Origin of the sequence: Burkholderia sp. NLJ2 (assembly GCF_049487195.1) — a bacterium.
Taxonomy (GTDB): Bacteria; Pseudomonadota; Gammaproteobacteria; order Burkholderiales; family Burkholderiaceae; genus Burkholderia; species Burkholderia pyrrocinia.
This window is the reverse complement of the sequence record NZ_CP137808.1, coordinates 1,873,200-1,895,418: the sequence shown is the minus strand read 5'-3', so window position 1 is coordinate 1,895,418 and position 22,219 is coordinate 1,873,200. Positions and strand designations below refer to the sequence as shown.

Annotated in this window: 18 protein-coding genes and 1 riboswitch; of the genes, 10 read left to right on the top strand and 8 right to left on the bottom strand. The window is 71.1% G+C overall.

What is annotated here, in order from left to right:
- Positions 1-5: 5 nt before the first annotated feature.
- A complete protein-coding gene (locus tag R9B84_RS08645; RefSeq protein WP_423757655.1) occupies positions 6-986 on the bottom strand; it encodes a quinone oxidoreductase family protein in 981 nt (326 codons plus the stop codon).
- Positions 987-1,004: 18 nt separating this feature from the next.
- Positions 1,005-1,952, bottom strand: a complete 948-nt coding sequence (locus tag R9B84_RS08640) for a universal stress protein (protein WP_423757654.1) — start codon at positions 1,950-1,952, stop codon at positions 1,005-1,007.
- A gap of 243 nt (positions 1,953-2,195) precedes the next feature.
- Here R9B84_RS08640 and R9B84_RS08635 point away from each other — a divergent pair, with 243 nt between their 5' ends.
- From R9B84_RS08635 to R9B84_RS08625, 3 genes are all read left to right on the top strand, one after another.
- Complete coding sequence (locus R9B84_RS08635) at positions 2,196-4,889, top strand: LuxR C-terminal-related transcriptional regulator (RefSeq protein ID WP_423757653.1); 2,694 nt, start codon at positions 2,196-2,198, stop codon at positions 4,887-4,889.
- Between the two features lie 353 nt (positions 4,890-5,242).
- The gene (locus tag R9B84_RS08630) at positions 5,243-6,367 is read left to right on the top strand and encodes a porin (RefSeq protein ID WP_423757652.1); all 1,125 of its coding nucleotides are present in this window, start codon (positions 5,243-5,245) and stop codon (positions 6,365-6,367) included.
- A 199-nt stretch (positions 6,368-6,566) separates the two neighbouring features.
- Positions 6,567-7,271 carry a glutathione S-transferase N-terminal domain-containing protein gene (locus R9B84_RS08625; protein WP_423757651.1) on the top strand — a complete coding sequence of 235 codons (705 nt, stop codon included), beginning with the start codon at positions 6,567-6,569 and terminating at the stop codon, positions 7,269-7,271.
- Positions 7,272-7,406: 135 nt separating this feature from the next.
- Here the strand turns inward: R9B84_RS08625 and R9B84_RS08620 are convergent, their stop codons facing one another.
- Positions 7,407-7,913 carry a MarR family winged helix-turn-helix transcriptional regulator gene (locus R9B84_RS08620; RefSeq protein ID WP_423757650.1) on the bottom strand — a complete coding sequence of 169 codons (507 nt, stop codon included), beginning with the start codon at positions 7,911-7,913 and terminating at the stop codon, positions 7,407-7,409.
- 129 nt (positions 7,914-8,042) lie between these two features.
- On the opposite strand from R9B84_RS08620, the gene R9B84_RS08615 reads away from it, so the two are divergent.
- On the top strand, positions 8,043-9,221 hold the full coding sequence (locus tag R9B84_RS08615; protein ID WP_423757649.1) for an MFS transporter: 1,179 nt from the start codon (positions 8,043-8,045) through the stop codon (positions 9,219-9,221).
- Positions 9,222-9,468: 247 nt separating this feature from the next.
- Here R9B84_RS08615 and cobM read toward each other — a convergent pair whose 3' ends face one another.
- Genes cobM through cbiE form a run of 4 tightly spaced genes read right to left on the bottom strand, consistent with a single transcriptional unit; the run spans position 9,469 to position 13,310 of the window.
- A complete protein-coding gene (gene cobM / locus R9B84_RS08610; RefSeq protein WP_423757648.1) occupies positions 9,469-10,197 on the bottom strand; it encodes a precorrin-4 C(11)-methyltransferase in 729 nt (242 codons plus the stop codon).
- A 43-nt stretch (positions 10,198-10,240) separates the two neighbouring features.
- On the bottom strand, positions 10,241-10,972 hold the full coding sequence (locus R9B84_RS08605) for a cobalt-precorrin-6A reductase (protein ID WP_423757647.1): 732 nt from the start codon (positions 10,970-10,972) through the stop codon (positions 10,241-10,243).
- A complete protein-coding gene (locus R9B84_RS08600; RefSeq protein WP_423757646.1) occupies positions 10,969-12,057 on the bottom strand; it encodes a cobalt-precorrin-5B (C(1))-methyltransferase in 1,089 nt (362 codons plus the stop codon). Before R9B84_RS08600 ends, R9B84_RS08605 begins: the two co-directional genes overlap by 4 nt.
- A complete protein-coding gene (cbiE, locus tag R9B84_RS08595) occupies positions 12,057-13,310 on the bottom strand; it encodes a precorrin-6y C5,15-methyltransferase (decarboxylating) subunit CbiE (protein WP_423759980.1) in 1,254 nt (417 codons plus the stop codon). Before cbiE ends, R9B84_RS08600 begins: the two co-directional genes overlap by 1 nt.
- Positions 13,311-13,512: 202 nt before the next feature.
- Positions 13,513-13,704, top strand: a riboswitch (cobalamin riboswitch).
- 134 nt (positions 13,705-13,838) lie between these two features.
- Here cbiE and cobG point away from each other — a divergent pair.
- The 4 genes from cobG to cobJ are packed head-to-tail and all read left to right on the top strand — an operon-like array spanning position 13,839 to position 18,253.
- A complete protein-coding gene (cobG, locus tag R9B84_RS08590; protein ID WP_423757645.1) occupies positions 13,839-15,197 on the top strand; it encodes a precorrin-3B synthase in 1,359 nt (452 codons plus the stop codon).
- Positions 15,190-15,816: a precorrin-8X methylmutase gene (locus R9B84_RS08585; protein WP_423757644.1), complete on the top strand. Its 627-nt coding sequence runs from the start codon at positions 15,190-15,192 to the stop codon at positions 15,814-15,816. The genes cobG and R9B84_RS08585 overlap by 8 nt, the downstream gene beginning before the upstream one ends.
- Positions 15,813-16,547, top strand: coding sequence for a precorrin-2 C(20)-methyltransferase (locus R9B84_RS08580; protein ID WP_423757643.1), 735 nt, complete (start codon positions 15,813-15,815; stop codon positions 16,545-16,547). Before R9B84_RS08585 ends, R9B84_RS08580 begins: the two co-directional genes overlap by 4 nt.
- Complete coding sequence (gene cobJ, locus R9B84_RS08575; protein ID WP_423757642.1) at positions 16,544-18,253, top strand: precorrin-3B C(17)-methyltransferase; 1,710 nt, start codon at positions 16,544-16,546, stop codon at positions 18,251-18,253. Before R9B84_RS08580 ends, cobJ begins: the two co-directional genes overlap by 4 nt.
- 6 nt (positions 18,254-18,259) lie before the next feature.
- Here the strand turns inward: cobJ and R9B84_RS08570 are convergent, their stop codons facing one another.
- The gene (locus R9B84_RS08570) at positions 18,260-19,462 is read right to left on the bottom strand and encodes an MFS transporter (RefSeq protein ID WP_423757641.1); all 1,203 of its coding nucleotides are present in this window, start codon (positions 19,460-19,462) and stop codon (positions 18,260-18,262) included.
- Between the two features lie 94 nt (positions 19,463-19,556).
- Here R9B84_RS08570 and R9B84_RS08565 point away from each other — a divergent pair, with 94 nt between their 5' ends.
- A complete protein-coding gene (locus R9B84_RS08565; RefSeq protein ID WP_423757640.1) occupies positions 19,557-20,459 on the top strand; it encodes a LysR substrate-binding domain-containing protein in 903 nt (300 codons plus the stop codon).
- 259 nt (positions 20,460-20,718) lie between these two features.
- On the top strand, positions 20,719-22,074 hold the full coding sequence (locus R9B84_RS08560) for a chitinase (RefSeq protein WP_423757639.1): 1,356 nt from the start codon (positions 20,719-20,721) through the stop codon (positions 22,072-22,074).
- Positions 22,075-22,219 lie beyond the last annotated feature (145 nt).

The following is a 22,219-nucleotide window of genomic DNA, read 5'->3' as shown; positions in this document are numbered from 1 at the left end:
CCTCCTCAGACGATGAACACCGACGAACCGGTCGTCTTGCGCGATTCGAGATCGCGGTGTGCCTGCGCGGCGTCCTGCAGCGCATAACGCTGGTTGATCTCGATCCGGATGCGGCCGGCGGCCACATGCGCGAACAGTTCGCCGGCCAGGTCGTTCTTCTCGGCCGGGTCGGCGATGTAGTCGGCCAGCGCCGGGCGCGTCAGGTACAACGAGCCCTTCATCGCGAGGCGTTGCGGATCGAACGGCGGGATCGGGCCCGACGCGGTGCCGACGCACACCATCAGCCCGCGCCGCTTCAGCGAATCGAGCGAACCTTCGAAGGTGTCCTTGCCGACACTGTCGAACACGACGTCGACGCCCGCGCCGTCCGTCAGTTCGCGCACGCGATTCGCGACATCCTCGCGGCTGTAGTCGATCGTATGGTCGCAGCCGTGCGCGCGGGCGATGTCGGCCTTGTGTCCGCTGGATACGGTGCCGATCACCTTGAGCCCGAGCAGCTTCGCCCATTGCGACACGATCAGCCCGACGCCGCCGGCGGCCGCGTGCAGCAGCAGCGTGTCGCCCGGCGCGAACGCGTGGATGCGGCGCAGCAGGTAGGCCGACGTCAGCCCGCGCATCGTCATCGCCGCCGCGGTGTCGCACGCGATGCCGTCCGGCAGCCGGATCAGCGGCGCGGCCGGGATCAGCCGCTCGGTGCTGTACGCGCCGAGCGTGTTGATGAAACCGGTGTAGGTCACGCGATCGCCGGCGGCGACGTTCGTCACGCCGGGGCCGACGGCCTCGACCACGCCGGCCGCCTCGACGCCGATCCCGGACGGCAGCGGAACCGGATACAGGCCGCTGCGGAAATAGGTATCGGCGAAGTTCAGGCCGACCGCCTCGTGCCGCAGGCGCACCTGGCCGGGGCCCGGGTCGCCGACGTCGACCTCCTCCCAGCGCAGCACGTCGGGGCCGCCGGTTTCGTGGAATCGCACTGCATGTGCCATCTTGTTCTCCGTAGGGTGTCAGTCGGATGCGCGTCGCGCATCGTCAGGTTCGTTCGCGCCCGGCAGCGTCGCGGCTGCGCCGCCCGCCGGGGGCTCGTCCAGTTCGGCCCAGTCGGCGTCGCCCAGGTAGCGCCGCGCGGCCGGGAAAATCACGCCTTCCATCCGCCCCATCTGCTCGAACGCGCCATGTGCATAGCGCGCGAGCGCTGTGTCGAATTCGGCCGACGGCAACCCATCCACGGCGATTCGCGCCAGTGCGTCGAGCGCTCGCGCGTCGCGCTGCCGCTGGCGGTCGAGTTCGTCCAGTTCGGCCGCGACGCACTCGGCACGGGCACGCAATGCCGCGAACAGCCGCGCTTCGGCGGCCGTGCCGAAGCGCGCGTTCTGCAGCGCGGCGAGCGAGGCCAGCGCACCGCGCGCATCGACCGCTTGCCGCTGCGGCCCGTTCGCGCGTTCGCCGCACGCCATCAGCGCTTGCAGCAGCACGCCGACCGCGCGATGCGCATCGAGACAGCGCGCCATCACGCGCGCCTCGGCCGACGAACGCTGCGACGGGCACACGAGCACCGGCACGCCGCTCGTCGCGAGCAGGTGCTGCCGCTGCTTGCAGGTTGCCGCATCGGCATCGTGCGGCAGCGCCGCGACGCCGATCAGGTCGCAGCCGAGTTCGCCGGCGAGCATGCCGGGCGACGTGTCGCCGGCAGCCGGGTGGCCGGCCCCCGGATGGCCGGCCCCCGGATGGCCGGCCCCCGCGATCGCATGGGACAAACCCTGCGCCCGCGCGGCGGCTTCCACTTTCGCACCGTGTTCCGGCAGCCGCGCTCCGGACAAACGCGAGTCCGGCGCGGTGCCGGGCAGCACGAACGTGACCCGCGCGCCGACCGCACGGGCCAGTTCGAGTGCATGGCCGATCGCGTCGATGCCGCCGGGCGCGCCGTCGACCGTCACGAGCAGATGGCGGTACATCGTGCCGCTCCGCTTATCCGGCGGTCGGCGCGCTGCGCCGCGCGCCGGTCGATACGATCTTCATGGGTGCCCTCCTCGTGGTGTTCGTCATGCATCGGAACCCATGCTATCGGCGCGGCGCCGGTGCGGCCCCACTCGTCGCGGGGGGGATTGACGCGCGAACGCGGTTCGACCGATCCTTCCCCCCACGCCCACCCCGGACGCTGGCCCGCACGGCACCGCCGGATTCCGACTGCTGCCCCGATGGCCCACCCACCCGATCGCGCCGACGCGCCCCCCACCGAACTGGTCCTGAAGACGACCGCGCCGCGCGTGCCGGCGCAGTTGCTCGCCCGCGCGCGGCTGAGCCTCGCCGCGCCGGCATTCGACGGCCGTCCGGTCACGCTCGTGCAGGCGCCGGCCGGCTACGGCAAGACGTCGCTGCTCGCGCAATGGCGGCGCGAGTATCTCGCGCTCGGCGGTGCGGTCGTGTGGCTGTCGGCCGACGAGCGCGACGACGCGCCGCGGCTGCTGCAGGGGCTCGTGCAGGCGGTGCGCACCGGCTGCGCGCGGCCCGGCTTCGGGCGCCTGATCCCGGACGGCGCGTCCCGCGCGCTGGACGGCCTGACCGCGTGGCTGGCCGAGGTCGCGCAACTGTCGATCGACGCACTGCTGATCGTCGACGACGCGGAGCGCCTGCCTGCCGCCGGCCTCGACGCGCTGACCTATGTGCTGCACAACGCGCCGCAAAACCTGCATGTCGTCGTCGCGGCGCGGCGCGGGCTCGATCACGCGGCCGGCGACCTGCTCGCCAGCGGGCAATGCACGCTCGCGGGCCCCGACTGGCTGCGCTTCACGCTCGACGAGACGATCGCGCTGGTCGGCGCGCGCTTTGCGCAGCGCGTCGACGCCGACGCGTGCGCGCGGCTGTTCGAACGCGTCGACGGCTGGCCGCTCGGGCTGCAGCTCGCGATGGCCGCGATGGCGCGCTCGGCCGATCCGCGCCAGGCGGTCGACGCGCTCGCCGCGCGCGTGGACGGCACGCGCGACCGGCTCGTCGAGTTGCTGCTCGCGAACTTGTCGGCCGACGACACCGCGTTCCTGACACGGACGAGCGTCGCCGATCGGTTGCATCCGTCGCTGTGTGCCGCACTGCTCGACGACGCGGATGCGCCCGACCGGCTCGCGCGGCTCGCGCGCGACACGCCGCTGTTCATTGCATCGGACGATTCGGACTGGTGCCGGCTGCATCCGCTCGTGCGCGACACGCTGCGCGACCGCCTGGCCGCGGGCCCGGACGCCGAGCGCAGCGTGCTGCATGCGCGCGCGGCGGCCTGGCTCGACGCGCACGGGATGACCGAGGAAGCCGCGCGCCACGCGTATGCGGCCGGCCAGGTCGAGACCGCGTACGCGCTCGCGCAGCGTTGCCTCGAGGATGCGATCAAGCAAGGTCGCATCAACGACGTGCTCGACTGGCTCGCGCTGCTGCCCGACGCGGAGCTCGACAAGCGCCCGACGCTGCGGGTCGCGGTCGCCTGGGCGCTGGCGCTCGGCGAGCGCCATGTCGAGGCGCAGCGCCAGATCGCGGGCATCCTGGCCGACCCCGGCACGCCGGCCGCGATGCGCTACGAATGCGCGCTGATTCTCAGCGCGGCCGCGTATTACGCCGATGAAATCGATCGCTTCGTCGAACTGTTCGAACCGTGGGCCGACTTCGCGCCGCCGGCGGCGACATGGCTCGCGCAGATGCACGCGAACCGGCTGTCGGCGCGCGCGATCATCGTCGGCGAACCGGCGCGGGCGCGCCGCTTCCAGCAGGCCGCGCCGCGCGGCGAGACGGCGGCCGGGTTCGGCTACGTCGCGCGCTGGGGCGAGCTGATCACGGGCCTGAGCTACCTGCGCGAAGGCCAGATCCGGCTCGCGGACGACGCGCTGTCGCCGGCACTGGCGCGTGCGGAAGCCGATCTCGGGCGCCGCCATCCGCTGACCTGCATGCTCGCGGCAATGTGCGCGGCGATCGCGTACGAGGCCGACCGCGTCGACCAGGCCGCCGCGCTGCTCGCGAACCGGCTCGACGTGCTCGAACATGCGGGCACGCCCGACACCGTGCTGCTCGGCTATCGCACCGCCGCGCGCATCGCGCTGCTGCGCGGCGTCGAGCATCGGGCGATCGACCTGCTCGAGGCGCTCGACGCGATGGGCGTCGCGCGCCGGCTGCCGCGCCTGTCGGTCGCGAGTCTCGCCGAGCAGGTGCGGATTCACGCGGCGCGTTATCGCGAGGCGACCTGCCATGCGCTCGTCGAGCGGATCGATGCGATCGCCGCGGCCGAGTTTCCGTCGCACGGGCCGCTGTGGCGGCGGCCCGTCGTGCTGCTGCAGGCGACCGCGCATGCGGGTGCGGCGCTCGCCGCGCGCCGCTGGGACGACGCGAGCGCCGCGCTCGACGAAGCGGCGGTGCTGGCCCGCGAAATGAGCATGGGACGCGAGCGCATCGAGATCATGGCGCTCAGCGCGTTCGCGCTCGAACAGTCGGGGCACGGCGGCCGCGCGCTGCTCGACGAGGCGATGAACCTCGCGGACATGTTCGGGCTCACGCGCACGCTCGCCGACGCGCATCCGGCCGTCGCCGACTGGGCGCGCCGCGTCGGCGACGAGGCGGCCGCCGGCGACGGCCCCGCGCGGCACGCGCTGCCGCAGCCGCGCATCGTGCCGCCCGCGCCGCGCGGCGCACCCAGTCCGCGCGCGGTGCCGAGCGTCGTGCTGACGCCGAAGGAGCGCGCGATTCTCGAACTGCTCGCGCGCAACCTGTCGAACAAGGAGATCGCGGTCGCGCTCGCCGTCGGCGAGGAAACCGTGAAGTGGCACCTGAAGAACCTGTTCGGCAAGCTCGACGCCAGCTCGCGCAAGCATGCGGTGCGCCGCGCGCTGGTGCTCGGGCTGCTCGAAAGCGCGCCTTGATGCCGACTTGAAACGGCCTGTTCCGCCCGCATTGCGGCGTCGTTCGTCGTTGCAATAGCTGCGGCCATTGCGCCTCCTCTCTCCTTGCACGCGCCCAAGGGAAATCCCCTTGAGGGACGGGCGGAAAGGCGCGTTCGCCAGCCCGTTATCAGCGTGAACAAGCCCTGACCCCCTTCGATTCTCCGCAACCCTGCCCCCCGCGCATGGGGGGGAGCGGCCGCCCGCCGTTGCGTAGTCTTTCCGCACGGCTCGCACCGGCGTCGCATCCCGCGCGTTCCCGCCTGCCCCGATGCTTCCCCGCTTCACCCGGCCGGGCTCGATCCCGTCCGGTCCAATACGACCCTGGAGACTTCATGAAGACGAAACTGGCCGCGCTCGCGGCGCTTGCCGGCTGTTCGGCGCTCGCTCACGCGCAATCCTCCGTCACCCTCTACGGCGTGATCGACACGGGCCTGCTGTACCAGAGCACGTCGGCCGCGTCGTTCAGCCCGACCGCGCCGAATACCGGCAAGGTGTTCCGCATGAAGGACGGCGGCATCTATTCGAGCTTCTGGGGCATCAAGGGGAGCGAGGACATCGGCGGCGGCTACAAGGTCAACTTCAAGCTGCAGGGTTCGTTCGACAGCGGCACCGGCAAGCTGCAACTGAGCGACACGCCGGGTGCCGTCGCGATCTTCAACCAGGTCGCGTCGCTCGGCGTGTCGGGCCCGTTCGGCACGTTCACGGCCGGCCGCCAGATCGTGCCGATGATCTACGCGATGGCCGACACCGACGTGCGCAACGCGCAGTTCTTCGGCAGCGTGCTGACCGCGTGGCTCGGCCTGAACACCGCGGCCGGCTGGCCGGGGACCAGCACCAACGGTGCGATCGGCGCGCTGTACGACAGCAATGCGCTCGTCTACCAGTCGCCGACGTTCGCGGGCGCGTCGATCGCGCTCGAATACGCGCCGGGCGGCGTCGCCGGGCAGTTCCAGGGCGGCACGCGCGAATCGGTCGTGCTCAAGTACTCGAACTACGGGCTGAACGTGTCGGCGCTCTACTACAACGGCCACGACACGAACCCGGCGCCGGGGGTCGCGCCGACCGGCGTCGACAACAACCGCTTCATGTACTTCGGCGCGAAATACACGATCCGCGATTTCTCGGTGTCGGCGTCGTACGGCAACGGCAGGAATCCTGCGCATGCCGACAAGGTGAACCTCGACATGCTGTCGGCCGGCGTCGGCTATCGCTTCACACCCGCGCTGCAGGTGACCTCCGCCGTGTACTACCTGAAGGACCGCAATCGTTCCGAGAACCGGTCGACGGCGGTCGTGCTCGCGGCCGACTACAGCCTGTCGAAGCGGACGATGGTCTATGCGCAGGTCGGCCACGTGAACAACCGCGGCACGATGGACCAGATGCTCGTCTACGGGCAGCCGGTCGCGCCGGGCGTCGGTACGACGGCCGCGATGATCGGGCTGCGGCACAACTTCTGACGATGCGTTTGACCTGACGCGGAACGGGCGTCGCGGCGCTCGGGGGCGAATCCCGGCCGCCGCCTGCATCGATTCCGGGGATCGGCTACAGTGGGCGTTTTTCGGCGCGCTCCGGCGCCATCGCCGCGCCGCGGACCGTGCGCGAGCGCGGCGGCACGGCGGAGCGCGAATCACCCACCTCGTCGACGAGCGAACCTCCATGCCCGACCTGTCCGCCTTCCCGATCACGCAAAAGTGGCCGGCCCAGCATCCCGACCGTCTCCAGCTCTATTCGCTGCCGACGCCGAACGGCGTCAAGGTGTCGATCATGCTCGAGGAAACCGGCCTGCCGTACGAGCCGCACCTCGTGCGTTTCGACACGAACGACCAGTTGTCGCCCGCGTTCCTGTCGCTGAACCCGAACAACAAGATCCCGGCGATCATCGATCCGAACGGCCCCGACGGCAAGCCGCTGCCGCTGTTCGAATCGGGCGCGATCCTGATCTATCTCGCGGACAAGACCGGCCAGTTGATCCCGAAGGATCTCGCCGGCCGCTACGAGACGATCCAGTGGGTGATGTTCCAGATGGGCGGCATCGGCCCGATGTTCGGCCAGGTCGGCTTCTTCCACAAGTTCGCCGGCCGCGACTACGAGGACAAGCGTCCGCGCGACCGCTACGTCGACGAGTCGAAGCGCCTGCTCGCCGTGCTCGACGCGCATCTCGCGAACCGCAAGTGGGTGATGGGCGACACGTACACGATCGCCGACATCGCGATCTTCCCGTGGGTGCGCAACCTCGTCGGCTTCTACGAAGCGGGCGACCTGGTCGGCTTCAGCGAATTCCGGCACGTCGCGCGGGCGCTCGACGCGTTCGTCACACGTCCGGCCGTCGCGCGCGGGCTCACTATCCCGGCACGCAACTGATCGACAACGCGGGCGCGCAGTGCGCCGCCCGCGATCCGCGCAGCCCGCCGCCTTGCGCGGCGGGTGCGCCTCCTTCGGCCCGGCGCGTTCGCGCCCGTCGTTCGCTGTTTGCCGATGCTACTTCCCGCCCGGCCCTTAAAGCCCTTCCGGCGCTCCATCGGCCAGCCCCGCCAGCAACTTTCCCAGCAATTGCGACAACTGCGCCTGTTCCGCGTCCGACAGCGCGGCCAGCAGCGCGCGCTGGTTGTCGATGTGCGCGACGACGGCTTCGTCGATCAGCGCGCGGCCGGTTTCCGTCAGCGCGACGAGCGTGCCGCGCCCGTCGGCCGGGTTCGGCCGGCGCTCGACCCAGCCGGCCTTCTGCAGCCGGTCGATGCGCGCGGTCATCCCGCCCGACGACATCATCAGCGCGTCGTACAGCGCCGTCGGCGTCAGCGCGAACGGCGCACCGCCGCGCCGCAGCGTCGCGAGCACGTCGAATTCGCCCGGCTGCATCCCGTAGCGCGCAAACAGCGGATTGAGACGGTCGCGCGCGATTACGAGCGCGGCTTCCTGCAGCCGCCCCATCACGACCATCGACGACGCGTCGAGATCCGGACGCTCGGCGCGCCATTGCGCGAGCGCATGCGCGGCTCGATCCATTAACCCTCCTCGGCTCACCAGTTATCTTGACGTCGAGATAAATCGACGTTTATCTTGATGTCGAGATACTTTACCTGAAAACGCGCGGCACCCGGATGGATGCCGTGCACCGATACCGAGGGCCTGTCGATGAATCGTTTCACTTCCCCCGGATGGCGGCTTGCCGCCATCGTGCTCGTCGGGCTGAACCTGCGGCCGGCGCTCGCCGCGGTCGGCCCGCTGCTCGACATGATCCAGCGCGCGACCGGCATCGGCGACGGCGCGGCCAGCCTGCTGACGACAATCCCGATCCTGCTGATGGGGCTCGGTGCGCTGAGTGCGCGGCGCCTGCAGCGCGTGACGGGCATCGCGGGCGGCGTATGGCTCGGCGTTGCGCTGATCGGGCTGGCGTGCGTGTCGCGCATCGGCGCGCAACACGCGTGGCTGCTGCTCGCGAGCGCCTGCTGCGCGGGCGTCGGGATCGCGATGGTGCAGGCGCTGCTGCCCGGTTTCGTGAAGGCGCATTTCGCGACGCGCGTCGGCGGCGCGATGGGCGTCTATTCGACGTCGATTATGGGCGGTGCGGTACTCGCGAGCGTCGTCGCGCCGTTTGTCGCGGCGCGCTGGGGCTGGCTCGCCGCGCTCGCGGGCTGGGCGCTGCCGGCCGCGGTGGCCGCGCTCGCGTGGCCGCTGGCCAGTCGCGGCGGCGATGCGCTCGCCGCCGGGCCGGCTTCGGCATCGACTGCGCAGCCGTCGCGCTCGCCGCGCGCATGGCGGCTCGCGCTGTTCTTCGGGATCGCGACGGGCGCGTATACGCTCGTGCTCGCGTGGCTGCCGCCGTACTACATGCGGCTCGGCTGGTCACCGACGGCGGCCGGCAGCCTGCTCGGCGGCGTGACGCTCGCGGAAGTCGTCGCGGGGCTGACGATCTCGGCGACGATCGACCGCCTGCCCGATCGCCGGCCCGCGCTGCATGCGGCGATCGCGTCGCTGTTCGTCGGCTTGCTGGTGATGCTGGCCGCGCCGGAGACGCTCGCGCTGCCGGCCGCGCTGCTGCTCGGTGCGGGGATCGGCGCGCTGTTTCCGCTGTCGCTGATCGTCACGGTCGACCATGCGGCGACGCCGGCGGACGCCGCATCGCTGACGGGGTTCGTGCAGGGTGTCGGCTACCTGGTCGCCGGGTTGTTCCCGTTCGCGGCCGGCGTCGTGCGCCAGCATCTCGCGGACCTGACGCCCGCGTGGGTGGTCATGGCGTGCCTGTGCGTCGTGCTGTTCGCGCTGGCGGCGGGTTTTGCGCCGCGGCTCGCGCGGCGTGTTGCGAGTGCTTAGGCAGAGGGCCGCGCGTCAGCCGCCCGTTTCCCGCTCCGACGGCAACCGTCGATAGGCATGTTCGGACGGACGTCGCCGCAAATCGCACGGTCATCGTTGCACAGTAGGCACACCCGGATCGCGGGCTGCACGTCGTCGGCCAGTACGCCGATCAGTTGCTCGCAGATCGGCATGAGGCATGGGTTGCGCACACGGTTCGACCGTCACCGTGCACGTGATGTCCGTGATCGCCGATCCGCGCGCACGATCAGCCTGCGCTCGCGTACAGCGTCGAATCCGCGAACCCTTCGGCGTCGAGCACGCGCCCGACCAGGATCAGCGCGGTGCGCTCGATCTGCGTGCCCTGCACCTTGCCGACGATGTCGGCGAGCGTGCCGGTCACGCGTTCCTCGTCGGGCCAGCTCGCGCGATAGATCACCGCGACCGGGCAATCGGCGCCGTAATGCGGCAGCACTTCGTCGACGATGCGCGCGAGATGGCGCACGCCGAGATGGATCCCGAGCGTCGCGCGGTGCGCGGCGAGCGCGCCGAGCGCTTCGCCTTCCGGCATCGTCGTCTTGCCCGCGAAGCGCGTGAGGATCACCGTCTGCGCGACGCCGGGCAGCGTCAGCTCGACACCGAGCGTTGCCGCGCACGCGGCCGTGGCCGTCACGCCCGGCACGATTTCGTACGGAATCCCGAGTACCCTCAGCCGGCGGATCTGCTCGCCGATCGCGCCGTACAACGACGGATCGCCCGAATGCACGCGCGCGACGTCCTGCCCTTTCGCATGCGCGGCGGCGAGCAGCGCGACGATCGCGTCGAGGTCGAGCTCGGCCGTATTGACGACCTGCTCCGCGCGATGGCCGTCGAGCACGGCCGCCGGCACCAGCGAGCCCGCATACAGGATCACCGGGCAGCTGCGCACGAGGCGCTGGCCCTTCACCGTGATCAGCTCCGGGTCGCCGGGGCCCGCGCCGATGAAATACACCGTCATCGAAAAATCTCCGTTTATTCGTTGGATGATCGGCCGCGCGGCGTCACGCGCGGGCGGCCGGATCGAGTGCGTCGAGCAGCGCGGCGGCCGAGTCGAACGCGCGGTCGGCGTCGGGCAGCGGCGGCCGGCGCAGCATCACGACCGGCAGCCGGCGTTCGCGTGCGACGTCGAGCTTGGCCTCGGTGGCCGCACCGCCGCTGTTCTTGCTGACGACGACGTCGATCCCCATCAGCGCGAACAGTGCGCGCTCGCCGTCGAGCGTGAACGGCCCGCGCGCGGCGACGATCTGCGCGTGCGCGTTGCCGGGGTGCGCATCGAGGCAGCGCACGAGCCAGAACTGGTGCGGCGGGATCGCGTCGAGATGCGCGAGCGGCTCGCGGCCGAGCGTGAAAAGCGGCCGCCGGAACGGCGCGAGCGCGGCCTCGATGCCGGCCCAGTCGTCGACCATCCGCCAGTCGTCGCCGGGTTGCGGCGCCCAAGGCGCGCGGCGCAGCGCCCACAGCGGCACGCCCGCGTCGCGCGTCGCGGCAGCGGCATTCGCGCTGATTTGCGCGGCATACGGATGGGTCGCGTCGATCACGAGGCCGATGCCGGCGCTGCGCAGATACGCGGCCAATCCGGCGGCGCCGCCAAAACCGCCGACGCGCACGTCGCAGCGCAGGTCGTCGGGTACCTTGCCGAGGCCGGCCAGGCTATACACGTGGTGCGGACCGAGTGCGCGCGCGATTTTCAGCGCGTCGCCGGTGCCGCCGAGCAGCAGGATGCGCGTGCTCATCGCGCTTGCCCGACGAAGCGGCCCTGCCGGTCGATCGCGAACATCTCGACGGCGACCGATGGCGGCACGATATCGCGTGCGACGCGCAGCGCCTCCGCGCAGACGAGATCGCCGAGCGGCACGCCGGCGGCCAGCGCGAGCTTCAGCGCTTCCTGGCTCGTGTTCGCGGCGCGCATCGCTGCCTGCAGCGCATCGCTCGCGCCGGCCTCCGCCGCCCACTGCGCGAGCAGCGGCAGGTCGATGCTCGAATGGCGGCTGTGCAGGTCGAGGTGGCCGGCCGCGAGTTTGCTGAGCTTGCCGAAGCCGCCGCACATCGACAGCCGCGCGATCGGTGCGCGCCGCAGGTGCTTGAGCACCGCGCCCGCGAAATCGCCCATCTCGACCAGCGCCATGTCGGGCAGGTGGTAGTGCGCACGCATCGCGTCTTCGCTCGTATTGCCCGTGCACGCGGCGATATGCTGGATGCCGTTTGCGCGCGCGACGTCGATGCCCTGGTGGATCGAAGCGATATACGCCGAGCACGAGAACGGCCGCACGATGCCGGTCGTCCCGAGAATCGACAGCCCGCCGACGATACCCAGGCGCGGGTTCATCGTCTTCAGCGCGAGCGCTTCGCCGCCTTCCACGCCGATCGTCACGTCGAAGCCGCCCATGTAGCCATGCTCGGCCGCCAGCGCGTCGAGGTGCGTCGTCATCATCTGGCGCGGCACCGGGTTGATCGCCGGTTCACCGACCGCCAGCGTCAGCCCCGCACGCGTGACCGTGCCGACGCCCGGCCCCGCGTGAAAACGCACGCCGGGCGCCGCCGCAAGCGCAACGCGCGCGAAGATCAGCGCGCCGTGCGTGACGTCCGGATCGTCGCCGGCATCCTTGATCGTGCCGGCTTCGGCGCCGTCGGCCGTGGTCCGGCAGAACTCGAGCCGCATCATCACGCGCTGCCCCTTCGGCAGCACGATCTCGACGGCATCGTCCGCGTGGCCCGCGAGCAGCAGGCGCGCGGCTGCGAGCGATGTCGCGGTCGCGCAGCTGCCGGTCGTATAGCCGAAGCGCAGCGGAGCGTGCTGTTCGGGGGTTTCGTCGCGCATCACGCGTCCGTTTCGTTCGTCAGGTTCGACGGTCCGGCCATGGCGGCCGCGTCGGGCTTGCGAACATCGTACAGCGTGACCGGCAACGGCTGCCGCCATGTGTCAAAGCGGCCGAGCGGCTCTGCATGCGCGAGCGACACGCGCGTGAGTGTGCCGCCGTGCGCGTCGCGCCATGCGGCAAGCGCCATCTCGCCCTGCAGCGTGACCGCGTTCGCGACCAGCCGGCCGCCAGGCTTCAGCGACGACCAGCACGCGTCGAGCACGCCGGGCGCCGTCGCACCGCCGCCGATGAAGACCGCGTCCGGCGCGGCGAGCCCGGCGAGCGCATCGGGCGCGCGGCCCGCGACGAGTTGCAGGCCCGGCACGCCGAGCGCGTCGCGGTTGTGCTCGATGAAGCGCTGCCGCTCCGCATGCGCTTCGATCGCGATCGCCTGGCATGACGGATGCGCGCGCATCCATTCGATGCCGATCGAGCCGCTGCCGGCGCCGACGTCCCACAGCAGCTCGCCGGGCGCGGGCGCGAGGCGTCCGAGCGTCATCGCGCGCAGGTCGCGCTTGGTGAGCTGGCCGTCGTGGCGGTACGCATCGTCGGGCAAGCCGGGCGTGAGCGCGCGGCGCGGCGCATCCGGGCCGGCCTGGCAGTCGAGCGCGACGAGATTGAGCGCGGCCGTTTCGTCGACGTTCCAGTCTTGCGCGAGGCCGTCGAGGCGCCGCTCGAGCGGGCCGCCCAGATGTTCGAATACGCTGATGCGCGTCGGCCCGAAGCCGCGTGCGGCGAGTTCGGCCGCGACGGCGGCCGGCGTGCGGCCGTCGGCGCTCAGCACGAACAGGCGCCGGCCCGGCAGCAGGTGACGCGCGAGCGTCGCGAGCGGACGGCCGACGAGCGATACCGCACCGACGTCCTGCAGCGCCCAACCGAGGCGCGCGGCCGCGAGCGACAGCGACGACGGCGCGGGCAGTACGCGCCATTCGTCGGGGGAAAGCTGGCGCGCGAGCGTGGCGCCGACGCCGAACAGCATCGGGTCGCCGCTCGCGAGCACGCAGACGGGCGACGGGCGGCGGGCGAGCACGCCCGCGATGTCGAACGGCGACGGCCACGTTTCGCGCGCGGCCGGCAGCCGCGCGGGCAGCATGTCGAGATGCCGCGTCGCGCCGACGACGAGCGTCGCGTCGAGCAACGCGCGCCGCGCGCTGCGGCCGAGCCCCGCGTAACCGTCGTCGCCGATGCCCACTACCGTCAGCCACGCCGTCATGCACCCTTCCCCATCGTTCGATTCCATCGTGTCGCCGCGCAGCCGTAAAAGGGCCGGCGCAGCCGTCCGCATTGCGAAAGACGGCATGGTACCGTGTTCCATCCCGCGTTTCATCTGCCGGCTCGCCGGCGCCGGGCCGTCGTCCGTTTCGCCCGTCGCGAACGGCTTTCCGGTCGCGAACCGCAGTCGAAATCGGGTATCCTACGGCCGTTCGTTCGCCGGTGCCCCTCGGGGCCGAAGAGGGAACACAGGGCGCGCCGCGCGCCGCTGTGGCTGCCCCCGCAACTGTAGACAGCGAGCCGATTTCCCCCCTCACGCCACTGGTTCGACCGGGAAGGCCGGGAGCCGGCGCCGACCTGTCAGCCAGGAGACCTGCCGGCCAGAAAGTGCGTGCGTGCCAGTCGGCGTCGGGCGGGGTGTACCGATGCGTTGGCCGCGGCGCGACACTGTCCCGGTACCCCGTTGAGTTCCGCCCCCGATTCGATTCCTGCGTCGCCTGTCGTGCGCCCTTCGGCCTGCCCGGGGCTCATGCGCGTCGTTGCGGCCGCCGACGGCGGGCTGTGCCGGATCAAGCTGCCGGGCGGCCGGCTCGACGCGGGCCAGGCACGCGCGATCGCCGCCGCCGCGCGCGCATACGGCTCCGGCGCGATCGACGCGACCAATCGTGCGAATCTCCAGCTGCGCGGCATTCGCGACGGCGCGGCCGACGCGCTGACACGCGCGTTGCTCGACGCGGGGCTTGGCCCGCGCGCCGATGCCACCGCGAACTCGACCGCGGATTCAACTGCCAATGCGGCCGCGCTCGCCGCGAGCGACGACGTCCGCAACGTGATGCTCAGCCCGCTCGCCGGGCACGACCCCGCCGCGCTCGTCGACAGCCGCGCGCTCGCCGTTCCGCTGCTCGACATGCTGGCAAGCGAGCCGCGTCGCGGCGAACTGTCGCCGAAATTCTCGATCCAGCTCGACGGCGGCGAATCGGTCGCGGCGCTCGATCATCCGCACGACATCTGGCTTGCCGCATGGCGCCGCGACGACGGCGCGGTGCGCATCGCGGCCGGGCTGGCCGGCTGCCCGCCGATTGCATTCGACGATACGCCTGCTGCGGTCGATGTGTCGCCCGACCAGAGCGTTGCGCTCGTCCGCGGACTGCTGCTTGCGTTCCTCGATCTCGCGCCGGCCGACGTCACGCGGATGCGTGCGCTGCTCGCGACGGCGACGTGCGGCGAACGCGTGTTGCTCGAACGCGCGCAGCACTACCTGCCCTTTCCGCTCGCGGCCGATCCCGCGCTCGCCGGCTGGCGGCGCATGCATTCCGATTCCGCACTGCGTTTCGGCGCGCGTCCGTCGCTCGACGCAGCGCGTTGCAGCATCGGCGCGCAATTCGCGCTCGGGCGGCTCGACGCGACGCAACTGGAACGGCTCGCCGCATTGGCTGAAACAGACGGCGACGGCACGCTGTCGATGACGCCGTGGCAAGGCGTGTTCATCCACGGCGTGTCGCACGCACGCGCACCGGCCACGCTCGATGCGCTCGCATCGCTCGGCCTCGTGTGTACATCGTCGGACCCGCTTGCGACGCTCGTCGCGTGCACCGGCAGCGCGGGCTGCGCGAAAGCGCACGCGGACACGAAACACGACGCGCTCGCGCTTGCCGCGCGCCTCGGCCATCCGGTCGACGTGCACCTGACCGGCTGCGAGCGCCATTGCGCGCTGCCGCATCCCGCGACGCACACGCTCGTCGCGGTTGCGCCCGCGCACTACGACCTTTACCGGCGCGACGCCGCCGCGGGCCTCGGCGCCCCGCTCGCGCGCCATCTGACGATTGACCAGGCCGCGGCCCGCCTCACGGGCGCACGGCATAGCCAGGACACCACCACCGATGCTTGACTACATTCGCGACGGACAGGAAATCTACCGCCAGTCGTTCGCGACGATCCGCGCCGAGGCCGACCTGTCGCAGGTCCCGCCCGATCTCGAGAAACTCGCGGTGCGCGTGATCCACGCGTGCGGGATGGTCGATGTCGTCTACGACCTGCGCTTCTCGGCCGGCGCCGGCACTGCGGGCCGCACGGCGCTCGCGGCCGGCGCGCCGATCCTGTGCGATGCGAAGATGGTTGCCGAAGGCATCACGCGCGCACGGCTGCCGGCGGGCAATCCCGTGATCTGCACGCTCGGCGAGCCGGAGGTGCCCGATCTTGCGCGGCATCTCGGCAACACGCGCTCGGCCGCCGCGCTCGAACTGTGGCGCCCGCATCTCACGGGCAGCGTCGTCGTGATCGGCAACGCGCCGACCGCGCTGTTCCACCTGCTCGACATGATCGATGCCGGCGCGCCGCGCCCCGCGCTGATCCTCGGGTTCCCGGTCGGCTTCATCGGCGCGGCCGAATCGAAGGCGATGCTCGACGCCGACAGCCGCGGCGTGCCGTACGTCGCGCTGCTCGGCCGGCGCGGCGGCAGCGCGATGGCCGCCGCCGCGGTCAACGCGCTCGCGACGGAGGTCGAATGACGACCGCGCGTGGACGCCTGTTCGGGGTCGGCGTCGGCCCCGGCGACCCTGAACTGATGACGATCAAGGCGCTGCGCGTGCTGCAGGCCGCACCCGTGGTCGCGTATTTCGTCGCGAAGGGCAAGAAAGGCAATGCGTACGGCATCGTCGAAGCACACCTGCTCGACACGCAGACGCAACTGCCGCTCGTCTATCCGGTGACGACCGAAGCGCTGCCGCCGCCGCTTTGCTACGAGACGGTGATCGCCGACTTCTACGATACGGCCGCCGAAATCGTCGCGGCACATCTCGACGCGGGCCGCGACGTCGCGGTGATCTGCGAGGGCGATCCGTTCTTCTACGGCTCGTACATGTACCTGCACGACCGCCTCGCGCCGCGCTACGACACCGAGGTCATCCCGGGCGTGTGTTCGATGCTCGGCGGCGCGGCCGTGCTCGGCCAGCCGCTCGTCTATCGCAACCAGAGCCTGTCGGTGCTGTCGGGCGTGCTGCCCGAGCACGAGCTGCGCGCGCGGCTCGCGCAGGCCGACGCGGCCGTCGTGATGAAGCTCGGCCGCAATTTCGACAAGGTGCGGCGCGTGCTCGACGAACTCGGGCTCGCGAAGCGCGCGCTGTACGTCGAGCGCGCGACGATGGCGAGCCAGCGTATCGTGCCGCTCGACGAAGTCGACCCGATGGCGTCGCCGTATTTCTCGCTGCTCGTCGTGCCGGGGGAAAAATGGCAAGGATGACGACTCCGCCTGCGATCGTGATTCTCGGCGCCGGTGCGCTCGACACTGCGCGGCGCATCCAGGCCCGCTACTCGGGCGCCCGCGTGCACGGGCTCGCGTCGCGCGTCGATGCCGACGAGCCATTCGACGAACTCGGCGCACACCTGCGCGAACTGTATGCGCGCGGCTTGCCGATCGTCGCGCTGTGCGCAGCCGGCATCGTGATTCGCTGCCTCGCGCCCGCGCTGGCCGACAAGGGCGTGGAGCCGCCGGTGCTCGCGGTCGCGGAGGACGGTTCGGCCGTCGTGCCGCTGCTCGGCGGGCTGACGGGCGTCAACGTGATCGCGCGCGAACTGGCCGATTGGCTCGGCGTCGCGCCGGCGATCACGACGAGCGGCGAACTGCGCTTCGGCGCGTGCGTGCTCAATCCGCCCGAAGGTTATGCGCTCGCGGATCTCGCGCAGGGCAAGCGTTTCGTGTCCGACCTGCTCGCGGGCGCGTCGACGCGCATCGACGGCGCGGCGCCGTGGCTCGACGATGTCGCGCTGCCGCGCGACGACGCGGCAGCGCATGCGATCCGCGTGACGCCCGATGCCTGGCGCGGCACGCAAGACGAACTCGTGATCCATCCGCGCAGCGTCGTGGTCGGCGTCGATGCGCAAACCGTGCACGCGGACGACGCGCTCGCCGCGCGCATCGAAGCCGCGCTCGACGCACAAGGCCTCGCGCGGCTGGCGCTCGCGGCCATCGTTGCGCCGGCATCGGAGATTGGCGAAGCAGCGCTGGAGGAAACGTCGCAAACGCTCGGCGTGCCGCTGCGCTTCGTCGATGTCGATCCTCACGCGGAAGCCGATGCGGCCACGCTGCTCGGCCGCGCATTGCGCGTCGCGCACACGTTGCGCGCAGCATCGAACGGCCTCGCGTGCGCGGTCGCGTCGCATCCGGTCGATCCCGCCACGCTCGGCCGTGCGCGCGGCCGCCTGACGGTGCTCGGCCTCGGCCCGGGCGGCGCCGCGTGGCTCACGCCGGCCGCGCGCGCCGCGCTCGCGCAAGCAACCGACATCCTCGGCTACACGACCTACGTGAACATGGCCGGCCCGTTCCGGGCGGACCAGCGCGTGCACGGCACCGACAATCGCGAAGAGATGCAGCGCGCGCGCCATGCGTTCGAGCTCGCGGCCGAAGGCCGCCGCGTCGCGGTCGTGTCGTCGGGGGACCCCGGCGTGTTCGCGATGGCCGCGGCCGTGCTCGAAGCGCTCGACGAAGCGCGCGACCCGCAATGGGCGAAAGTCGACCTGCGCGTGGAACCCGGCATATCGGCGTCGCTCGCGACGGCCGCGCAAGCCGGCGCACCGCTCGGCCACGACTTCTGCGCGATCTCGCTGTCGGACAACCTGAAGCCGTGGGACGTGATCGAGACGCGCCTGCGGCATGCGGCGCAAGCCGATCTCGTGATGGCGTTCTACAACCCGATTTCGCGTGCGCGGCCGTGGCAGCTCGACCGTGCGCTCGATGTCGTGCGCGCGCATCGTGCGGCCGATACGGTGGTCGTGCTCGGTCGCGACATCGGCCGGCCGGGCGCGACGCTCGCGACGACGACGCTCGGCGCGCTGCGCAGCGACCAGGTCGACATGCGCACGATGGTGATCGTCGGCTCGTCGACCACACGGCGTTTCGCGATCGACGGCGGACGCGAGTGGGTCTATACGCCGCGCTGGTATCGCTGAACGCGGTCAGCGCGTGAACCGGGCGCCGCGCACGTCGGCATGCCCGGTGCCGGCCGCGCTACCGGTTCGCCAGAACCGGTACACGAGCACGCCGACGATGGCCTGCGCCACGACGACGAACGCGACGCAGCCGGCCCATCCCCAACGATGCCAGCCGGACACCGGCAGGATCGACCCGAGACTGCCGCCGAAGTAATAGCAGGACAGGTAGATGCCGATCGCCGTCGAGCGTGCCGTCGCAGCGGCCTGCGAGATGAACGCGTTGGCCGATGCCTGTTCGACAAACACGGCGGTCGAACTGAGCGCGAGGCCGGCCAGGATCACCGGCACGTTGTCGGACAGCGTCAGCAATGCACCGCCGATCGCGAATGCAGTGGCCGCGAGCCCCGGTGTGCGCGGGCCGCGATGCCGCGCGACGCGCCCCGCGAGCGGCGTGACGACGACGGCCACCAGGAAGACCGCATAGATCGCGCCGATCCCGACCGTGCCGAAGCCGAACGGCGCGCGGGCAAGCCGCAAGCCGACGAACGTGAACGTCGCGACCTGCGACGCAAGCACGCACGCGCCGATCGCGAACGACGCAAGCAGCGGGCCGCGCGTGACGATGCGCCATGGCGGCCCCGTGTCGGCCTCGTTGCCGGAAGGCCGCGCAATCGCGCCGGCCGCCGGCAGGCTCGCGTAAATCGCGACGCCCGTGACGAGACACAGCGCCGCGACGATATCGAGCGCGTGCCGCCAGCCCCACATCGACGTCAGCAGGTTGGTCGCGAAGCGCCCCGCGAAACCGCCGAGCGTCGTACCGGCGACGAACAGCGCGCCGATCTCGGCCGACGTGCCGCGATCGAAGCGCTCGCCGATCGTCGCGATCGACAGCGCGAAGATGAACGGCATCAGCAGCCCGGCGGCAAAACGCGCACCGAGAAACGACGCGAAACTTGCCGCATGTGCGGACCACACGACCGGCAGCGCGACCGCCACCGCCGCGAGCGAAATCGCGATGCGCCGCTCGATGCGCGCAGCCAGCATGCCGACGAACGGCGCGATAATGGCGACGGCCGTCGTGGTCGCGCTCACGCCCTGCCCCGCGCGTTCCGCGCTGACGCCGAAGGTCGCCGCGAGTTCGTGCAGGATGCCCTGCGTCGAATAGAGATTGAGAAACGCGGCGAAGCCGCAAAGAAAGAACGCGACACGCGTGATCCTGTCGTTCATCGGAGTTGCCCTGTCATCGATGCCGACAGTCTGACGAACGCGCCACACGCACGCCAATACCGTTTTCATCGCCATTGATACCGGAACGACAACAATGCTCGACCTGCGCCGCCTTCGCTATTTCGTGGTCGTCGCCGACGAACTGCACTTCGGCCGCGCGGCATTGCGCCTGCGTGTCGCGCAGCCGCCGCTGACGCGCCATATCGCCGCGCTCGAAAGCGAGCTCGGCGTTCGGCTGTTCGAGCGTTCGACGCGTGCGGTGCGGCTGACGCCGGAAGGCACGCTGTTTCTCGAGCATGCGCGCAACGTCGTCAGCGCGGCCGCCGAGGCGGAGACGAGCGCACGCAAGATCGCGCAAGGCGTCGCGGGGCGCATCGTGATCGGCTATGCGAGTTCGATCCCGATGTCCGACACGTTCCCGGACGTGATCCGCGCCGCAAGCCGGACGATGCCCGACGTCGAGCTCGCATTCCGCGAAGCGGCGACTGCCAGCCAGCGCCGGCAGATCGCGGACGGCACGATGGACATCGGCTTCGGCTGGGCGTGGGACGGCGCGCCTGGCGTAGCGGTTGCGTCGCTCGTCGCGTCGCGCGAACCGCTGGTCGCGGCCGTGCCGGCCGGCAATCCGCGCGCGGGCCGCGCGAGCATCGACGTGGCGGAACTCGCGGACGAAACCTTCGTGACCTTTCCGCCCGGTTACGGTTCGGCGTTGGCCGCAGCGCTGGACGACCTGTGCGCGCAAGCCGGATTCGCACCGCGGATCGGCGCGACCGCGGCGCAGATCACGACGCTCGTGTCGCTGGTGGCCGCCGAACGCGGCATCGCGATCGTGCCGGGTTTCACCGCGACGTTGCAGCGTCCGGGCGTCGTCTATGTACCGCTCGCCGGCGCGCGCGCGGTCGAGCAGATCGTGTCGTGGAGCGAGCCGTTTGCGTCGGCGTGCGTCGAACGCTTCGTCGCACTGGCACGTTCGCTCGTGCAACCTGCATCGGCGTAATGCGACGTTAGCGACGCGCATCGGGCGTCGCGCGATCGGCACGATCGATCGGGAAAATCGTCCGCCCGATGCGTTGCACAACGGTGTCGAATCGGCAAGATCGTTACGTATCGGGAATCAAATAACAAAAAGAACTCCTGACTATTCACTATTCGGCGCGAATCCTCCAAGATGGGCACGCCGCCGGCCGGGCATGCCCGGTCGTCCGCCCGGCGGCGATACGCGGGCCAGCGTATCCCTCTTCCACTTGGAGAACACAATGAACAACAATGTGTTGCCGCGTTTCATCCCGCGCGCGCTTGCCGCGGGCTGTCTGCTCGCCGCCGCGAGCGTGTCGCAGGGTGCCGGCGTCTATGCGCCGTTTGTCGACGTGACGCTCTACCCGACGCCGCTCGTCGACCAGATCGGCGTCCGGCAAGGCATCCAGCAGTTCACGCTCGCGTTCGTGGTCGCGGGCAACGGCTGCGCGCCGTCGTGGGGCGGCGTGCAGCCGATCGGCAGCGGCGCGAGCGGCGGCCTGCTGACCGCGCTGTCGACGTCGATCGCGAGCTACCGCGCGAAAGGCGGCGAAGTCGCCGTGTCGTTCGGCGGCGCGAACGGCACGCCGCTGATGCAGGCCTGCTCGACGGTTCCCGCGCTGAAGACCGCGTACCAGACCGTGATCGACACGTACGGCCTCACGCATATCGACTTCGATATCGAAGGCGCGTCGCAGCAGGACACCGCCTCGGTCGCGCGCAACTTCCAGGCCGTCGCGCAACTGCAGTCCGACTATGCGGCGAAGGGCACGCCGCTGCACGTCACGCTGACGCTGCCGACGATGCCGACCGGGCTCACGCAGGACGGCGTGAACGTCGTCAACGCGGCGATCGCGAACAAGTCGACGTTCGACGCGGTGAACCTGATGACGATGGACTACGGCCCCGCGAACATCGACATGGGCGCGGCCGCCATCAGCGCCGCGCAGGCGCTGTACGCGCAGCTCGACACGGCGTTCAAGTCGGCGGGCCAGCCGAAGACCGGCGCGCAGCTCTGGCAGATGGTGGGGGTGACGCCGATGATCGGCGTCAACGACGTGCAGGGCGAGACCTTCACGCTCGCGAACGCGCAAAGCGTGCTGAACGCGGCGGTCAACAACGGCTACGGGTTCTTCGGCAACTGGTCGGTTGGCCGCGACCAGCCGTGCCCGAACAACGGCGCGTATGCGTCGCCGACCTGCTCGGGCGTCGCGCAGCAGCCGTACGCGTTCGCAGCGATCTTCCGCAAGCTCGACGGCAAGTGGGGCGCGGGCGTCACGCAGGACCCGAACTACGGCGGCGGCTCGGACGGCGGCACGCCGCAGCCGGGCGCGCCCTGGGTGGCCGGCCAGGTCTATACGGCCGGCGCGACGGTCACCTACCAGGGCACGACGTATCAGGCGCAATGGTGGACGCAGGGCGACGTGCCCGGCCAGGCGGCGGTGTGGAAGCCGGTCGGCGGCGGCTCGCCCGTGTGGTCGGCCACGACCGCCTACCAGGGCGGCACGTGCGTGATGTACCAGGGCGCGAAATACTGCGCGAAATGGTGGACCCAGGGCGACAACCCGAGTGCCGGCGGCGTGTGGGTGAAGTCGTGATGGTGCAGCGCGTCTGCGCATGACGCGCGGGCCGTTTCCGGTGCGGGAGGATCGAGCACCGGCGAACGGCCCGCTTTACAGGGGGCGTTGACCGGCTCGCTGTGGCAGGCAAGTCGAACGCCCGCTTCGAACACTCAGAACACTC

Coding starts and splice junctions, on each gene's coding strand:
- R9B84_RS08645 (WP_423757655.1), bottom strand. CDS start 986: ATGGCACATGCAGTGCGATTCCACGAAACCGGCGGCCCCGACGTGCTG.
- R9B84_RS08640 (WP_423757654.1), bottom strand. CDS start 1,952: ATGTACCGCCATCTGCTCGTGACGGTCGACGGCGCGCCCGGCGGCATC.
- R9B84_RS08635 (WP_423757653.1), top strand. CDS start 2,196: ATGGCCCACCCACCCGATCGCGCCGACGCGCCCCCCACCGAACTGGTC.
- R9B84_RS08630 (WP_423757652.1), top strand. CDS start 5,243: ATGAAGACGAAACTGGCCGCGCTCGCGGCGCTTGCCGGCTGTTCGGCG.
- R9B84_RS08625 (WP_423757651.1), top strand. CDS start 6,567: ATGCCCGACCTGTCCGCCTTCCCGATCACGCAAAAGTGGCCGGCCCAG.
- R9B84_RS08620 (WP_423757650.1), bottom strand. CDS start 7,913: ATGGATCGAGCCGCGCATGCGCTCGCGCAATGGCGCGCCGAGCGTCCG.
- R9B84_RS08615 (WP_423757649.1), top strand. CDS start 8,043: ATGAATCGTTTCACTTCCCCCGGATGGCGGCTTGCCGCCATCGTGCTC.
- cobM (WP_423757648.1), bottom strand. CDS start 10,197: ATGACGGTGTATTTCATCGGCGCGGGCCCCGGCGACCCGGAGCTGATC.
- R9B84_RS08605 (WP_423757647.1), bottom strand. CDS start 10,972: ATGAGCACGCGCATCCTGCTGCTCGGCGGCACCGGCGACGCGCTGAAA.
- R9B84_RS08600 (WP_423757646.1), bottom strand. CDS start 12,057: ATGCGCGACGAAACCCCCGAACAGCACGCTCCGCTGCGCTTCGGCTAT.
- cbiE (WP_423759980.1), bottom strand. CDS start 13,310: ATGACGGCGTGGCTGACGGTAGTGGGCATCGGCGACGACGGTTACGCG.
- cobG (WP_423757645.1), top strand. CDS start 13,839: ATGCGCGTCGTTGCGGCCGCCGACGGCGGGCTGTGCCGGATCAAGCTG.
- R9B84_RS08585 (WP_423757644.1), top strand. CDS start 15,190: ATGCTTGACTACATTCGCGACGGACAGGAAATCTACCGCCAGTCGTTC.
- R9B84_RS08580 (WP_423757643.1), top strand. CDS start 15,813: ATGACGACCGCGCGTGGACGCCTGTTCGGGGTCGGCGTCGGCCCCGGC.
- cobJ (WP_423757642.1), top strand. CDS start 16,544: ATGACGACTCCGCCTGCGATCGTGATTCTCGGCGCCGGTGCGCTCGAC.
- R9B84_RS08570 (WP_423757641.1), bottom strand. CDS start 19,462: ATGAACGACAGGATCACGCGTGTCGCGTTCTTTCTTTGCGGCTTCGCC.
- R9B84_RS08565 (WP_423757640.1), top strand. CDS start 19,557: ATGCTCGACCTGCGCCGCCTTCGCTATTTCGTGGTCGTCGCCGACGAA.
- R9B84_RS08560 (WP_423757639.1), top strand. CDS start 20,719: ATGAACAACAATGTGTTGCCGCGTTTCATCCCGCGCGCGCTTGCCGCG.